Genomic DNA, 15,596 nt, shown 5'->3' with positions numbered 1-15,596 from the left:
CGATGTGTTGATTCTCAACTGTTTAGGATTTCACAGCAACTTTATGTTGTTCCGCTGCGACCTTTTGTGCAGCGATTTTTGCTTTTGCGTCAGTATTTGCAGCTTTGGCAGCATGGGCTGAAGTTTTAGCTTCTGATTTTGCTTGTGTTGCAAGATGCTGTGCTTGAGCTGCATCATGTTTTGCTAATTTTTGATTATGTTTCACTTTACTCTGAGCCAATTGGCTGGCTTGTTTTGCATCGTGTCGAGCGACTTTTGCATCATGCTGTGCAACTTGTGCTGCATGTGTAGCAGTACGGTCCTGATGTTTTGCATCTTTAGCAATGGAAACACAAGTACCACCTTTATGGTTTGCACCTGTGCCACCTGTAAGTTTGGTGCCTTGTGGACATGCAAACGCAGTTACACTAAGCATTGTAAAGATACCTGCTGTTAGAATTTTGCTGATTTTTTTCATTGCTATTGTTCTATGAAAATAGGCATTAGTGCCTATGAGTAAATTTATAGCAGAACGGTAGCGATTTAAGTCGTTGCACTGTGGTGACTCAGCAACCAAATCATGTATTCGTGTCGATATAATTTTGTTTTTAAGCAGGTTTTAAGTTTTTAAATATGCTTATTTTTTGGCTTCATCATTTGCCTAAAATTAAAGAAGCCAGCAAATTGCTGGCTTCTTATGGGTGCTGTTTTATACGTTAAAACGGAAGTGTAAAACATCGCCATCTTGAACGATGTATGTTTTACCTTCTAAACGCCATTTACCTGCTTCTTTAGCGCCAGCTTCACCATTGTATTGAACGAAGTCGTTGTAGGCAACACATTCAGCACGAATAAAGCCTTTTTCGAAGTCAGTGTGAATCACACCTGCAGCTTGAGGTGCAGTTGCACCAATTTTTACTGTCCAAGCACGAACTTCTTGTACACCAGCTGTGAAGTATGTTTGAAGGCCGAGTAAGCCATAACCTGCACGAATAACTACGTTTAGACCAGGTTCTTCCATGCCTAAAGCTTCAAGGAATTCCGCACGGTCTTCGTCTTCAAGTAATGAAATTTCTGCTTCGATTTGGTTGCAAAGTGGAACCACAATCGCATTTTCTTCAGCAGCTAATTTTTGTACTGCTTCTAAGTGAGGGTTATTTTCGAAACCATCTTCTGCAACGTTGGCAATATACATGGTTGGTTTAAGGGTTAAGAAGCCATAACCACGCACCAATTTACGTTCATCTTCATCAAGGTCAGCTGCACGCGCAGGTTTACCTTCATCCAGTAAAGGTAAGATTTTGTCTAAAACAGCTTTGGTCGCAATCGCTTCTTTATCGCCACCTTTTGCAGATTTTGCTAGACGTGTAATTGCTTTAGAAACAGCTTCTAAGTCAGCAAGTGCAAGTTCAGTGTTGATTGTTGCGATATCGTCAAGTGGGTCAATTTTGCCATTTACGTGAATGACATTCTCGTCTTCAAAACAACGTACAACATGTGCAATAGCATCCGTTTCACGAATGTTGGCTAAGAATTGGTTACCAAGGCCTTCACCTTTAGATGCACCAGCAACGAGACCTGCGATATCCACAAATTCCATCGTGGTTGGGACAACACGTTGTGGGTTTACAATTTCAGCAAGTTTATCCATACGTGGGTCAGGTACAGGTACAATCCCAGTATTTGGCTCAATTGTACAGAATGGGAAGTTTTCAGCAGCAATCGCAGCTTTGGTTAATGCGTTGAAAAGCGTTGATTTACCAACGTTCGGCAGGCCGACAATACCACAGTTAAAACCCATGAAATAACTCACAAAGTATTATAAAAAAATTGTGGATGATTTTACATGAAAGCCATAATAAAGTCAGGTGATATGGGCAGGAGAATGTATAAGTTGACAAAAATAACTAATCATGCGAAAAGGTTTTTTTAGTTAACAGATGTTCACACATGCCTCGGATTGTTTCTGTACCACTTAGTTTAGAACAGCGAGAACGACTCATTTTTCTGGCCAAACATGCAAAACATTGGCGTGAAAGACAACGTGCCCAAACTATTCTCTGGCTTTCCGAAGGTAAAAGTGTTGCAGAAGTTGCCACTCTACAAGAACGTATCCCAGAAACCATAAGGCTACAACGCCGACGTTGGGAATTGTATGAGTTTGAATCGATTAAAGAAGGTCATCGCTCAGGTCGACCCAATACATTGATCTCAGACTATCAGGCGAAAATCTTAGATTGGGTCAATACAAGTCCACTCAATGCAGAACAAATCCGAGTCAAACTACATGAAGAATACGAAGTGTCCGTGTCTGTTGAAACCATTCGTAAGTTTTTACGTGATTCAGGTATGGTCTTCAAGCGTACCCGTCATAGCTTGAAAAAAAAGAGATCCGATTGTATTTGAACAAGCAACACAGCAGATTGAAGAATTACGAGAGCAAGCGGCACGTGGTGAAATTATATTAGGTTATGTTGATGAAACAGGGTTTTCATCTACACCTGATAACCGCTATGCGTGGACAAAGATAGGTAATGTTCATGCGGTTGATGCAATAAGATTAAAACGAGTTAATGTCATGGGGTGTTTGCTTTCAACGGGGAAACTGGTGACAAGTTGTTTACAAGAGTCAGTTACAAGCACTTGGTTTTATGCCTATTTAACTGGAATAGCTCAACAAGTTAAACAGACGTATAACCTTCCATTGGTTCTTATTGTTGATAATGCCTCGATTCATAGAAGTAAAAAGATGGCTGATTACAGAGAGCTACTTAAAACTAACTTTTCGACGAATCTGTATTTTATTCCAGCTTATAGCCCTGAGTTAAATCGAATCGAGATGGTATGGAAGCAGATGAAATATTATTGGCGAGATTTTCAAGTCATGACAGCTGATAAAATAGAGCAATGGGTGGAGAAAGTATCAAACCAATTCGGAAAAGAATACATGTTTACTTTTTAATGACAACTTATCTTATTGAATCGCGCTGAGATCGAGATAAATTCACGTCTGAATAAAGCTTAAGTTGCACTACGGATGCAGAATATAGCCAAATCCTAAAAACTATAGAACAATAGAGATATGGGATATTCAAAAGATTTTAAAGACAAAGTCATAGAAATTATGATTCGAGATGAAATGTCTGTGCGAAAAGCAGCACAGCATTTTAACATCTGTATACAAACGATTCAGAACTGGAAAAAGTCCACTACAAACAAACCTATTCCTGGCCGTCCAGCTAAAATTAGCAGAGAGCAAATATTGAAGGGTGTTGAACAATATCCTGATGATTATCAGTATGAGCGAGCTGAACGTTTAGGAGTAAGCACTCATGCGGTATTTAATGCATTACATGCCGCAGGAATATCGCGTAAAAAAAGACGTTAAAGCATCCTAAAGCAGATCAAAATCAACGTCAGCAATTTCAAAATCTCATAGAGTGTTTAGAAGGGAAATTGCCTCTGATTTACATAGATGAAAGTGGTTTTCAAAGTGAAAGTACCAGAACTCATAGTTATAGCCTTCAAGGAACACGTGCTGAAGGTGAATTTAACTGGCAGTTGAAGAATTGCAGTAATGCGATCGGTGCAATTATCGAAAATAGATTGTTGACAGTTGGTGTGTTTAATTGTTCTGTGAATACAGAAGTATTTGAATGTTGGATTGAACAGGATTTATTACCTAAGTTGAAAGAAAGCAGTGTTTTGATTATGGACAATGCGACCTTTCACAAAGGGAAAAGACTTCAGGAGTTGATACGTTGTGCAGGCCATTACATTGTGTGGCTTCCTAAATATAGTCCAGATTTAAATCCAATAGAAAATATGTGGTCACGAGTCAAGGCGATTCGAACTAAGTTTAGAGTTAAAGATATTGATAAATTATTTAAAGATTACTGTAATGATTTATTTGGTATTTAGCTATAGGTGCAAAAATGACATTGTGTTTCAATAACACAGTGACTAAAGTATCCCTATAAAATTACTGGGTTTTATAAACCACAGTTACAACAAAAACTTGGAGCATTTATGCGAACTCTCTACCAGTTTCCACTCTCACATTTTTGTGAAAAGGCGCGCTGGTTACTCGATCATAAAGAGTTGGATTATGTGGCTCATAATTTAATGCCGGGTGTACATCGTGCATTTGCACAGCTTAAAACAGGGCAAAACAAATTACCGATTTTACGTGATCAAGATCATTGGGTTGCAGATTCAACTCAAATCGCCTTTTACTTGGATGCGACCTACCCCGAACATAGTCTGATCCGTCCAGATGTCAAACTGCGTGAAGACGCTTTAGAAATTAATGAACTCTCCATTGAGTTAGGCCAACATGTGCGCCGTTGGGGGTTGGCACATGTATTAAATGAAAGTGAAGAATCACTTGATATTTTAATTGGTGAAAAGGGCTATTTACGTCAGTTTGAAAAATATTCCAAGCCCATTATAAAGGCACTGGTTTCTAAAGGTTATCAATTAGATACGGATAAGGTTGCGGCTTCACGTGAGCGATTGGACGAAATTGTGGTTGATTTAAATCAACGTCTGATCGAACAAGGTGGGCGTTATTTTGTAGGCGACCGATTAGGTTTGGCTGATATTGCAGTGTGTTCAATGTTGGCGCCGATATTAGAGATTGTTGGAACGCCGTGGGAAAAAGAGCATGGCGAAACCTTGTCAGAAGAGTTTAAAGCTTACAAAGCCTATTTGAGCGATTTGCCTTTAGGTCAATATGTGCAACGTATATACCAAACAGAACGTAACGCACGTGTAGATTGGCGTGGTGTATAAGCTCTTTATATGAAAACTTTGCGTCATACTGCTTTAAAAAAGCGCGCCTAACAGCGCGCTTTTTCATCAGACATTCAATCCTTAAATATAGCTTTGTTGTTGAATATCCAAAATATTCAGCACTGGACTGATACTATCGGCTTGTAAAGTATTCAGCGGCATAACAGGGTAGAATATATTGCCTAGCGCATCCTTAATACTTGGGATGATGGTGGAGATATCAAAATCACCTTGAGCAGAACCTAAATTTTCCAATAGGTCATTAATATTCGGTAATTGGCCCGTGAGGTTTTCAGTCAATTGGTTGAACTGATCCGTGATAGAACCAAGATCAATTTTTTCAGGAGCAAGATTGCCAAGTAAATCGCCAAGATCTGGAATGGTCAGTTGATCGAGGAACTGAGTCGCTTCACCATTGCTGTCCATCAGAGCAATGACTGGTTTCAACGAGTCAATCACTTGATTTAAATTAGTTGAAAGCGTCAGTAAGGCTGGATTGTTGACCACATCCAAAATGGTGCTCACGCTATTTAATACATCATAAATCGCTTTGACGGTTTGAGCCTGATCCGTATCGATGACATCGCTTTTTGCCAGTAAATCTAAAAGCGGATTAAGTCCTTTGATCACCCCTGAAATGGTCTCAGGGATATTGCCTTGGTTGGCTGATGAAATGGCGGTCACTAGATTGGTCACACTTCCAATCACAGTCGGTAAAGCATGGCTCAACTGTTCCATATCAATAGTTGAGTTATCTTTATTGATTGAGGCTAATAAAGGTAGGAGGGCACTCGTTGCACCTTGTGCAATTTGCCCAAAGTCAATGTTTCCAGAAGACGAGCTCCCAATCATCTGAATAATGGGTTGCGCATATTCTAAAACTTGACTGAGTGTATTGATAATTTGCGTTGAATCCGTTGACCCAGTTGCGCTTCCAAGCATAGCAAGCAATGGTTTGATGGCATTTACAGCACTGCTAATATTGTCAGGAAGATTACCTTGATTATTGGTGCTACTCAGTAAACTTTGCAAGCTGTTGACAATGGTAGGTAAGGATTGAACCAACTGATTCATCTCTGTTGAGCCAGCGTTGCCACCTAAATTTTGTAGGAGCGGTTGCAGTGTTGTCATCAAAGTCTTGAGTGCATCCGAATTTGAACCGTTATTGGATGTAAGACTTTGAATCGTGCTAATCACTTGGGGCAGCGTTTTAGTCAGTGCGCTAAAATCAAAAGACTTTGTGCCACCTAAATTACCCAATAATCCTGTCAGCGTATCCGTGATATTGGTTGTAGGTTTAAGCGGGCTAAGTAGGTTACTGACCGTGCTGCTAATTGTACTGAGCTGTAGGGAAGGGCTTAGTACAGAACTTAATTTTGAGCTGAGTGAACTCAGTGATTTAATTGCCATGTTTATTCTTCCGTTTTTGTTTTTTTTGTATATTTATGAACCGCCGCTATTTTTTAATGTAATTACCAAACCAAGTAAATAAGTGAAAAAAAAGAAATGTGACATAGAGCGCACATTGAAAAATAAAGTAAAAATAAAAAATTGAAAAATATAAATAAAATATCTTTCCCTTTTATCTGAAATTGATTTATTCAGATCAATGGAATGCATTTTTGAAGCTTTATTGGTAGGTTGTCTAAAGGCGTTATTTAGAATATAAAAACTAAACTTTGATGAAAAAACATTCATTTAAACACGATATATATGAAAATTATTATGTTCATAATGCATATGAGCTTTATTATTTTTAATAAATCATGCTATACATGAGAAAACTTGCACATAAATGCTGATTTTAAAACTTAAAATAACATTGAAAATGACAACAGGTGTTTGATGAATCTGGATCATCAGCACTGTTTTCAAAAATGGCTGGAGTAGACTGATGGAACTAGACCGTTTTGATAAACAAATTTTAGAAATTTTGACCCATGAAGATGTCAATTTAAATGAACTGTCAGAGCGAGTGAATTTATCGGTCAGTTCAGTTCATCGTCGGATCAAACAATTGATTGATCACAATATTATCAGTGGTCTAAAACGTGAAATTAATTATCAAAAATTGGGCTTTAGTTTGCATGTGCTGCTACAGGTGTCCTTAAGCAAACATGATACAGATACTTTTGCTAAATTTTTAGAAGAACTTGAAAGTATTCCGGAAGTCATCAATGCATTTTTAGTGACAGGGCAGTCTGCCGATTTTATTGTGGAAGTCGTTGCACGAGATATGGAAAACTATAGTGAAATTTTACTCAAACGCATTGGTAAAATTGAACATGTGGTCGCATTACATTCGAGCTTTGTAATTAAACAATATAATGTTTTTAACTGTAATGGCTTATTAAATAAGGTTTAAATGCAGCCCTCATATATAAACTCAAACAGTTGAAAGCTAGGCAATAAAAAACGCACCGAAGGGTGCGTTTTATACTTCACTCGATTGAATTATAGAGCTTCTAATTCAGCCATCACTTCATCTGTAAATTCAACGTTGGTATACACGTTTTGAACGTCGTCTAGATCTTCAAACATATCAATCATTTTGATGATTTTTTTCGCTTGTTCGATATCTGAAATTAACGCTTTAGTTGAAGGGTTCATGACCACTTCGGCGTTATCAGATTTTAAACCTGCTGCTGCTAGCGCATCCTGAACTTCACCGAAAGTTTCAGGTGTGGTGATAACTAGAATTTCTTCTTCGTCCACTTCGATGTCTTCAGCACCCGCTTCTAAAGCGATGTCCATGATTTGATCTTCTAAAGAAACATCTTCAAAAGTAATCTCACCACGTTTGGTAAACATATAAGCCACTGAACCTGCAGTACCTAAATTACCATCAGTTTTAGAGAAACAGTGACGAACGTCAGGAACAGTACGGTTCAAGTTGTCAGTCATTGTTTCAATGATGACAGCAACACCACCAACGCCATAACCTTCGTAAGTGACTTCTTTTAGATCAGCATTTTCTTCACCGCCTACACCACGTTGGATTGCACGGTTAATGGTGTCACGTGTCATGTTTGCAACTAATGCTTTTTCAACAACAGCACGTAAACGTGGGTTAGACGCTACATCACCGCCGCCTAAACGTGCAGCTGTCACGATTTCACGGATAAATTTTGTGAATACTTTAGCGCGGCTCGCATCTTGTTTTGCTTTACGATGCTTAGTATTAGCCCACTTGGAATGACCCGCCATGCGAAATATGCTCCTTGTAGATTGGCCTTATGCCTATCAAATTGAGCAAATTCTACCATAATGGCTTTTTTGTGTGAAAGTACTGGATTTCAGGAATTGAGTAGTTGAAAAAAAAATATCCAAATTTGAGAAAATAATGCGAAATGTCTAAACGCTCGTACTGTAATTTTTCTTATGATGAGAATTGGGCTGAAAGGAGCGAGGTGATCTTGTTATAAAAGGAAGATATAAATGTACAATGCATGGAGCACGATACATTTATATCTTTAAGTACGTATATCTTAAAAAAACGTGAATGGCACTTAGTCTTTATTTTTAGGTTCTGGGATCACGATGTCTAAACCTACTTTATCTTTATAGAGCTGCTTAATTAAAGCTAAATCGTGATCGAGGTCAGTTGGGTAAATCTTACCGAAAATACCGCCTTGTTTGGTTTTTGAGTTGGCATACATTAATACAATTGGCACACCTGCAGCTTTAGCGATATACCAAAAGCCTGTGCGAATCGGTTTTCGTGCTTCACCATGTTCTGCTCGTGTCGCTTCTGGAGCAATGACTAAATTAAATTTTTCATTGGCTTCAAAATGCTCAACCATTTGAGTCACGATGTCTTTATTGGCTTTACGGTCTACAGGAATACCGCCAATCGCTTCAAGAACAGGTTTAAATGGACCTTTAAAGAGTTCTTTTTTAATCAGCGTGTGAATTTTAATGTCGTAAATTTGGCAAAGGGCCAGTGAAAGAACAGCATCCATCATTGAGGTGTGTTCAAAGCCGACGATCACTTGTTTATTTTCTAAAACATCAGGCTCTACGTGGTATTTCCAGCCTGCCAATTTAAATGCAGATTCGCCAATAAACTTTTTCAACATAGTCGGTGGTACGGTGATTTTAAAAAGGTGTAATTTCTGCTTGTTTGGATCATCAGTCAAGAGGATTTAAGTGAGCTTTGATCTGAATTATGCATATATTTCAAATCGGAATAAGAAGGGGGGATTGAAGAATTATACTTTTTAGCAATAAATCGGTTAAATTTTATATAGCAAAGCTATCATCATAGATAAAAATACTCTTAAAAATTTGCTAAATATGGCTAGGCACCGTCAGAAATTCTTATTAGACTTTTGTCGTAGGTTAAAATTTTTAACCTGTTGGTCTTAACTCGTTTTCTAACGGAGAACTCAAGCATGATTTATTTAACTGCTGTGTTATTCGCTGTTGCTATGTTTGCTTTGATTGTTATTTGGTCAATTGTTGAGTTTTATTTGGACTTAAGAAAGCCTGAACAGGTTGAGTCTTAATATTTGTGCTTTTAAAGTGTGAAATATATAGTATTTCTAAATGTCATGAATCAAAAAACATTTGCTTATAATGAATAAAATAATACCTTTTAAGTATAACAAATCGTGACTTTATTTAAGGGTATCTAGAACTTAAGCTTTTAAATTTTTCTTGAATGTATTTCTTTATAACCTACTTCTCGTATTAACCAATCGTAGCTTACTCAAGTTGACTTGAAGTTTTGTACGTATCTATATGTTATCTGCCATATCTTTTAAAGGCTTAGACAAACTTTACTTAGCTTTTAACATTAAAAAACCCCTCACGATTAATGCACGTAAGGGGTTGTTTTATATGGTGGGCCCACACAGACTTGAACTGTGGACCAACGGATTATGAGTCCGTTAATATAAAAATAAAAAATCAACGACTTAAGTGAATATAATTAATAATATCATCTATTTAATAAATTTTTAAAGTTTACTGTTCACTCTTTTTGTTGATTGATATATATTGATTTTTAGTACTATTTGCTTACCAGATGCTTACTAGAATGAAGTTTACAAAACCAGCTATAGACAAAATTGATTGTACAGATAAGACCAAACCAACTTTTTTTTGGGATGAAAGAACACCTGGATTCGGCGTTAAAGTTACACCTAAAAATAATAAGAGCTACATTTTCCAAGGCCGTATTGGACTTCAAAATCGCCGTATCAAAATTGGCGATGTTAATACGTGGAAATTAGAAGATGCTCGTAAATATGCACAAGAATTAGCGATTATGTGCAATAAAGGCATTGATCCTTTTATTGAGCGTAAGAAGGCTTTAGCTGATAATAAAGAGTTGTTAAAACAAGAAAAACGTAAGACTATTAAATTTAAAGACGTATGGTATGAATATTTAGCAGCAAGGCAACCTAATTGGCGGCCAAGAAGCTATCAGGATCATATCGAATTATCGAGAGGTGGTTATGATCCTGAAAGAAAAAGTGTGTATGCCAGTCAACCCATTTATCAACTGTTTGATTATAAACTTTCTGAATTAACTGCAGATGTATTTTGTGACTGGCTTGATCAAAATGACTACCGTCCAACAACATCAGGTAAAGCATATCGACTCACACGAGCTTTCCTCAATTGGTGTGAGGAACATGAGGATTATGAGAATCTAGTGCCTCCGAAATCATATAACTCTAAAAAGGTTAAAGATAAAGTCCCTTCTCCAAAAGCCAAAAATGATTGTTTAATGAAACAGCACCTAAAACCTTGGTTTGAAGAAGTCAATAAGTTAACTAATAGAAAAATCGCAATTTTTTTGATATGTAGTTTAATCACCGGTTGCAGAAAAAATGAGTTACTTTCATTAAAATGGAAAGATGTCGATTTTCGTTGGAAAACTGCAAAGGTAAAAGATAAAATTGAAGATACAGGTCGCCTAATCCCTCTCACAACATTTGTTGAAATTCTTTTATTAGAGCTAAAGAAAAATTCTGATTCTGAATTTGTATTTAGCAGTAAGGACTCTGAATGTGGCTATATTGTTAATCCCTACGATAGCTTAGAGAAAATATGTAAAAAATTAAATATTGTACTTACCCCCCATGGCTTAAGAAGGTCGTATAAAACGTTAGCAATTTGGGCTCAAATTAATGAAGGATCTTTAGCACAGATTTCTGGTCATAAGCCAAGTGCGTTAGTTGAAAGGCATTACATTGTACGCCCAATGGATATGCTACGCGAAACACTACAAGAATATGAGAATTGGATTTTGAATTGTGTTGGAATATCGTCAATTTAGTTGAAAAATAAGCGATTTATTTCAATTTAAAATATTTTTACCAAAAAAAAAGAGAGAAAATATAGATTTTATCTTTATATAATAGACCACTTGCGTTAGTAAAATTTAAACAGTCGCGAGCTATATTTTATAAGGTTTTTAGCTGATTTAAAAATTAAGTAAAACATACTTTCGGAAGAAGTCTAATATATTGAATAGTTCTATAGTAATAAGTTTAATGGCATCTTTGTTTATCTTTTGCAATTAGATTCTTTTATTTTTAGAAGGTATTACTATTCATTTAGAAGTTGTAGGTAAATAGTAATACTCGTAGAATACGATTTTTAATAAAGTCTCTTTATCCTAAAATCTTTTTATATAGATCTGCAAGGCTCTCATCTATGCAAGGTATTAAATGGCTTGTTTTTGGGTGGGAAATAAGCTCATCTTCAATTTTTTTAGATTTTTCTCGAATTTCAATATCCCAATTACTATTTCTGTATTGTCGCCAATTTAATTTAATTTTAAGTGGTCGATTATATCCCTTTAATTCCATAATAAATATCTGATCACATATTTCATCAAATAAAAATATATGTGATCGCTGAAGATAAGTGGTTTTTTCTAACACTAATTCTAAATTGTTTATAATTAGTGAGCAGCAATCATTTACTAGACTTGTACTTCCAATAGTATATCCCCACTGATGTAATAAATATAATGCACACAGGCTATCTAAAGAGCCATATTTAGCTATTTTTTCTAAATCAGATTTATTAAAACCTTTTATATGTCTATTTTGTATTAAATTTTCAATTATATAATCAGGAAGATTGTTTAGTTCTAGTAGTATTAAATATTCTTCTGTGGTTCGATATTTTAAATTTTTCCATATAGGATGATTGATAATATGAGATGAGCCGATACATTTTGAATCTACTGTTTTAATCCAATCATCTTTAGGTGTTGATAATCCAAATTTATATTTTTTAAATAAATTTGTTACATAGCCATTTTTTGGTTCCTTATAAAGTAACTTCTCTAAACCAAATTCATTTCTAATTTCACCGGAATTTAATAATTTATTATAAAAGAAGTCATACCAGCTTATTGTTTTTGCAAAATCTATCCTAGTTCTTAGTGGTCGGCCCATACATCATTCAGCTTTACTAATATTAATAGGTATGATTATACGAAAAATAGTAATGAAATGGTGTTTAAAATTACAATTTCTTTACTATTTTTAATGTGCTTTTATATCCTTAAATCAATTGGAATAGAAAGATATGGTACTTAAGCATAGGCAAAAGAAGATCACTGAAGATCGACTTTTGCTAACTACGAAAGAAGCAGCGAGATTGCTGGGATATGCAGAACAAACTTTGCGTAAATGGGCATTGTACGAAAACGGACCAATAAGTCCTATTAGGCATGGTCGTAGTCTTCGATGGAGTAAAGCAGAAGTCTATAAATTTGCTTGTGTCAAAGAAGAAGTCTAGAAAAATTGAGCTAGTTTTTCCTGTTTATTAGGTTAATTACATTTAATGTAAAAAGACATGCAATAACAAGAGATGCTAGCTCATCCATAAAATTTTTATCCGTAATTTTTTAAAAATATCATTAGCTTAAATTTCATCTCAATTTAGGCTCTAAGCTTTGTCATGCTCAAAAAAAGGCTTTATGAAATTTTTAGAGGGTTAAATTTGGAGTTAATAATGTCCAAAAATCAAGCTAAAACAAAGAAGAGTTTTAAGCTATCGCGTTTGAAAAAAACTAATTTAATTGAACGTTCGCTAAGAAAATATTCCAATCTAGTCGAGCAGACAGTAAAACTTACTGTTGTTGGAGTTAGTGAGCAAAAGAAGGTAAAAGATCGACTGAAAAATTCAATGATTAATCGCGTTATGAAAGACTATTTGAGCCTTACTCAATATACGTATCTTTTATCCATTGAAGGCAAAAGTCATGAAGATTGGTTTAAGAATCAAGCTAACTATATTTTTTGGTTAGAGCTATTTACTTATCTTCAAAGTCACAAAATAAAATGTGAATATAGAATTAACTTCTATAAGGAACTTTTTGATTATTTAACTAAATTAGAAGATGAAAATTTATTTTATTTAATTAATAAGGAAATCTTGAAGAGGGATAAATATCATATTCCTAAAATAATTTATAAAACAGATTTTATAAATTATTTTAAATTACCTAGAAATATTTTTGAAAACTATAAACTTGATAATATGGAATGCTGAAATGAATAATAAATTGAATTTAGAAATTTTTGAATCAAGATGTGATTGTTTAACTAAAATTTTATCTTCATATAGGGGGGATTTGGTTGTATTGGACTCATGTGGTGTAAAGGATTTTCATAATACTTATATGACTGATGAATTCATGAGAGAATTAAAAGTATTATGTGAAGATATATATTCATATTTGAAAATAAATAAATCTAAGACTCAATATAAGAATATTTTGGGGTCATCAAGTATCTGCATTTTATATAAAAATGTTGAAGATTCGGATGTTATAGATAAAGAAAAACAACTTTCGATTAACCAAAATATTTTGAAAATTTTTAATGTTGTAATTTTTTTAGTTGGGTTGATGTCCAATATAGAGAACTCTCAAGCTAAAATTGAAAGGCTAAACTATAATTTCTATCTAATTTTAAAAATGATGGAAAAAAGTTTTAAAGGTTTTCTTTCTGAAGCTTTACCTATAATTTCTCAATATTTTAATCATGTTATTGAGTTCGATCATACGGCTAAGACCATTAAAGAATTCAATACTTATGCAAAAGCCCAAAATGTACATGTCACAGAATTCTGTAAGCGCCTTGATGCTAATGTTTCAGAAAATATAATCAAATCTCTAACAAGGTATTTAGACGAGTACAGAATCGCAGTTGAGGATATCTTTTATCACAACAATGTAAGAATTAAAAAAACGGATCAGATTGATAGTATTGAAGATTTAGCCGTTGATCCGCAGACTTATAATAACCCGCCTTTAGTCACCGAGAGTCAGTCTGATTACTCAGATGACAAAGATAGTATTGATGATGAAGTTGATGAAGATAAGGTATTTAAGCAGTATGATTATAATCTAAATGAAGATACGCGCAGATTAGCACCGTTTGTCTCACATCCAAAATTGAATCGTCATATAGATAGAACTCAGCAACCAACGGTGAGTAATATTTACTATTTGGACATACCCTTATTAAAAATTGTAAACCAGGTTTTACTTGACCAACTTCATGAAAACAAAGATATCATGGAATCTGCAAAAGCAGCTTGTTGCTTGATGTCAATCTTTACCGGGCAGAGTGCCGTTATATTTCAAGATATCGACCAATTGCTAAAAACTAAGCAATTAAAACGTAGCTCCAATCGTGCCTATTATTTGTGGATCGTTGATGCAAATGTAAATAAAAATTTGAAAGGTCAAATTGCTAAAAAAGACAATAAATATAACGAGCATAGAACTTGGGCATTTCAAATTCCTGCTATGTGGATTGATAGAATTAGAGAGGCTAACCTTTCCAATCTAACGAATACAGATTTCGAAAAGTCTTTATCAGAATGGTTTTATCATCGTCGTATAGGCCCGATATCAGTTACTTCAATTGCTTTACAACTTTCCTTTCATTTGAACCGTATATGTAAAGATGATCTTACGAAAAATTTCTTAATCGGTAGACAGGTTTCACACCAACCTGATCTAGCGTATGGGGGATTTTCTTATAAACATTTAAATGAGGTATATGAGCAGTATATATATCTATGGTTTCAAAATAAAAACGAGGTAAATGTTTTAGATCGTCCGCAATTTATTCAAGTAGAAGAGCAAGCCCGCGTAGGAAGTCAGCGTGTATGGTCATTTGATAAAGCGAAAAAATTCTTAAATACATTAAACTTAAAAGTTGTCCAAGTTTTAAAAGAAGAACAAGACATTGCTGAAAAATTTAATGCTTTCAGTGTTTGGATCTGGTTTTGTTGTTTATTGTCTTCAGGTGCACGTCCTGCTATAGGTGCATCTAGTATCAGAGAAAACTTTGATTTTATTACTAATATTGTATATATCCATGATAAGAGCAGTAGATCTCGTCCACATGGTCGTTATTCACCACTGATCGAATTCGTTGTTAATGAGTTACAGCATTATGATGAATTTATCAAAAACATTAATGCCTTAGAGCTAGCTAATACAGCAGATCATAACTATTACCTTTCTTATTGGAAGAAAGGTTCAGAATTCATGAGCTTCACATTGGAGCCACTTACACAAAAGCATATAGCATCTTATTTATCAGAAAACTTTCCTGAAATTGATGAGTTATATCCCAATTGGACGCGGCATTTTGTAAGGAATTTTTTAGAATTGCCCGACGCGATTTTTAAGAGTTGGTATGCGCACGATCAACAAAATGAAATTGGATTTTCAAAATACTCATCTTTACAGCCTTATACCTACTTGACTGATATTAAATATGCAGTAAATCATCTGTTCAAAAGGCTTGAATTAAAATCGGTGGTGGGCTAAT

The 15,596-nt window shown here is 35.0% G+C and carries 16 protein-coding genes; 10 read left to right on the top strand and 6 right to left on the bottom strand.

Features of this window, described 5'->3' with window-relative positions:
* Window positions 1–22: 22 nt before the first annotated feature.
* Window positions 23–415, bottom strand: a complete 393-nt coding sequence (locus MST16_RS11025; protein ID WP_257223002.1) for a hypothetical protein — start codon at window positions 413–415, stop codon at window positions 23–25.
* A 273-nt stretch (window positions 416–688) separates the two neighbouring features.
* A complete protein-coding gene (gene ychF / locus MST16_RS11020) occupies window positions 689–1,780 on the bottom strand; it encodes a redox-regulated ATPase YchF (RefSeq protein ID WP_078189045.1) in 1,092 nt (363 codons plus the stop codon).
* Between the two features lie 149 nt (window positions 1,781–1,929).
* On the opposite strand from ychF, the gene MST16_RS11015 reads away from it, so the two are divergent.
* The 5 genes from MST16_RS11015 (at window position 1,930) to MST16_RS10995 (ending at window position 4,773) form a co-directional block, all read left to right on the top strand.
* A complete protein-coding gene (locus tag MST16_RS11015; protein WP_004973749.1) occupies window positions 1,930–2,385 on the top strand; it encodes a helix-turn-helix domain-containing protein in 456 nt (151 codons plus the stop codon).
* On the top strand, window positions 2,375–2,941 hold the full coding sequence (locus MST16_RS11010; protein ID WP_111886146.1) for an IS630 family transposase: 567 nt from the start codon (window positions 2,375–2,377) through the stop codon (window positions 2,939–2,941). The genes MST16_RS11015 and MST16_RS11010 overlap by 11 nt, the downstream gene beginning before the upstream one ends.
* Before the next feature lie 120 nt (window positions 2,942–3,061).
* Window positions 3,062–3,367, top strand: a complete 306-nt coding sequence (locus MST16_RS11005) for a transposase (protein WP_257245635.1) — start codon at window positions 3,062–3,064, stop codon at window positions 3,365–3,367.
* Between the two features lie 47 nt (window positions 3,368–3,414).
* Complete coding sequence (locus tag MST16_RS11000; protein ID WP_227554803.1) at window positions 3,415–3,900, top strand: transposase; 486 nt, start codon at window positions 3,415–3,417, stop codon at window positions 3,898–3,900.
* 108 nt (window positions 3,901–4,008) lie between these two features.
* Window positions 4,009–4,773 carry a glutathione S-transferase family protein gene (locus MST16_RS10995; protein WP_180012150.1) on the top strand — a complete coding sequence of 255 codons (765 nt, stop codon included), beginning with the start codon at window positions 4,009–4,011 and terminating at the stop codon, window positions 4,771–4,773.
* Window positions 4,774–4,854: 81 nt separating this feature from the next.
* On the opposite strand, the gene MST16_RS10990 is transcribed toward MST16_RS10995, so the two are convergent.
* On the bottom strand, window positions 4,855–6,183 hold the full coding sequence (locus tag MST16_RS10990; protein ID WP_180012148.1) for a hypothetical protein: 1,329 nt from the start codon (window positions 6,181–6,183) through the stop codon (window positions 4,855–4,857).
* Between the two features lie 484 nt (window positions 6,184–6,667).
* Between MST16_RS10990 and MST16_RS10985 the strand changes: the two genes are divergently transcribed.
* Window positions 6,668–7,138, top strand: coding sequence for an Lrp/AsnC family transcriptional regulator (locus MST16_RS10985; protein ID WP_067763303.1), 471 nt, complete (start codon window positions 6,668–6,670; stop codon window positions 7,136–7,138).
* An 89-nt stretch (window positions 7,139–7,227) separates the two neighbouring features.
* Here the strand turns inward: MST16_RS10985 and MST16_RS10980 are convergent, their stop codons facing one another.
* Window positions 7,228–7,980 (bottom strand): YebC/PmpR family DNA-binding transcriptional regulator, encoded by a 753-nt coding sequence (locus MST16_RS10980; protein ID WP_078189042.1) that lies wholly within the window; start codon window positions 7,978–7,980, stop codon window positions 7,228–7,230.
* Between the two features lie 302 nt (window positions 7,981–8,282).
* Complete coding sequence (locus MST16_RS10975; RefSeq protein WP_180012152.1) at window positions 8,283–8,852, bottom strand: 1-acyl-sn-glycerol-3-phosphate acyltransferase; 570 nt, start codon at window positions 8,850–8,852, stop codon at window positions 8,283–8,285.
* A 962-nt stretch (window positions 8,853–9,814) separates the two neighbouring features.
* Here MST16_RS10975 and MST16_RS10970 point away from each other — a divergent pair.
* Window positions 9,815–11,062 (top strand): integrase family protein, encoded by a 1,248-nt coding sequence (locus MST16_RS10970; protein ID WP_180092602.1) that lies wholly within the window; start codon window positions 9,815–9,817, stop codon window positions 11,060–11,062.
* Between the two features lie 337 nt (window positions 11,063–11,399).
* Here MST16_RS10970 and MST16_RS10965 read toward each other — a convergent pair whose 3' ends face one another.
* Window positions 11,400–12,194 (bottom strand): hypothetical protein, encoded by a 795-nt coding sequence (locus MST16_RS10965; RefSeq protein WP_180092605.1) that lies wholly within the window; start codon window positions 12,192–12,194, stop codon window positions 11,400–11,402.
* A 133-nt stretch (window positions 12,195–12,327) separates the two neighbouring features.
* Between MST16_RS10965 and MST16_RS10960 the strand changes: the two genes are divergently transcribed.
* The 3 genes from MST16_RS10960 (at window position 12,328) to MST16_RS10950 (ending at window position 15,595) form a co-directional block, all read left to right on the top strand.
* Window positions 12,328–12,540: a helix-turn-helix domain-containing protein gene (locus MST16_RS10960; RefSeq protein WP_180005595.1), complete on the top strand. Its 213-nt coding sequence runs from the start codon at window positions 12,328–12,330 to the stop codon at window positions 12,538–12,540.
* 216 nt (window positions 12,541–12,756) lie between these two features.
* Window positions 12,757–13,296 carry a hypothetical protein gene (locus MST16_RS10955; RefSeq protein ID WP_180005596.1) on the top strand — a complete coding sequence of 180 codons (540 nt, stop codon included), beginning with the start codon at window positions 12,757–12,759 and terminating at the stop codon, window positions 13,294–13,296.
* A gap of 1 nt (window position 13,297) precedes the next feature.
* A complete protein-coding gene (locus MST16_RS10950) occupies window positions 13,298–15,595 on the top strand; it encodes a hypothetical protein (protein ID WP_180092608.1) in 2,298 nt (765 codons plus the stop codon).
* Window position 15,596 lies beyond the last annotated feature (1 nt).

The sequence above is a fragment of the Acinetobacter sp. YH16040_T genome (assembly GCF_024605785.1).
Taxonomy (GTDB): Bacteria; Pseudomonadota; Gammaproteobacteria; order Pseudomonadales; family Moraxellaceae; genus Acinetobacter; species Acinetobacter amyesii.
The sequence above is the reverse complement of the archived record's forward strand: the minus strand, read 5'-3'. Positions and strand labels throughout refer to the sequence as shown.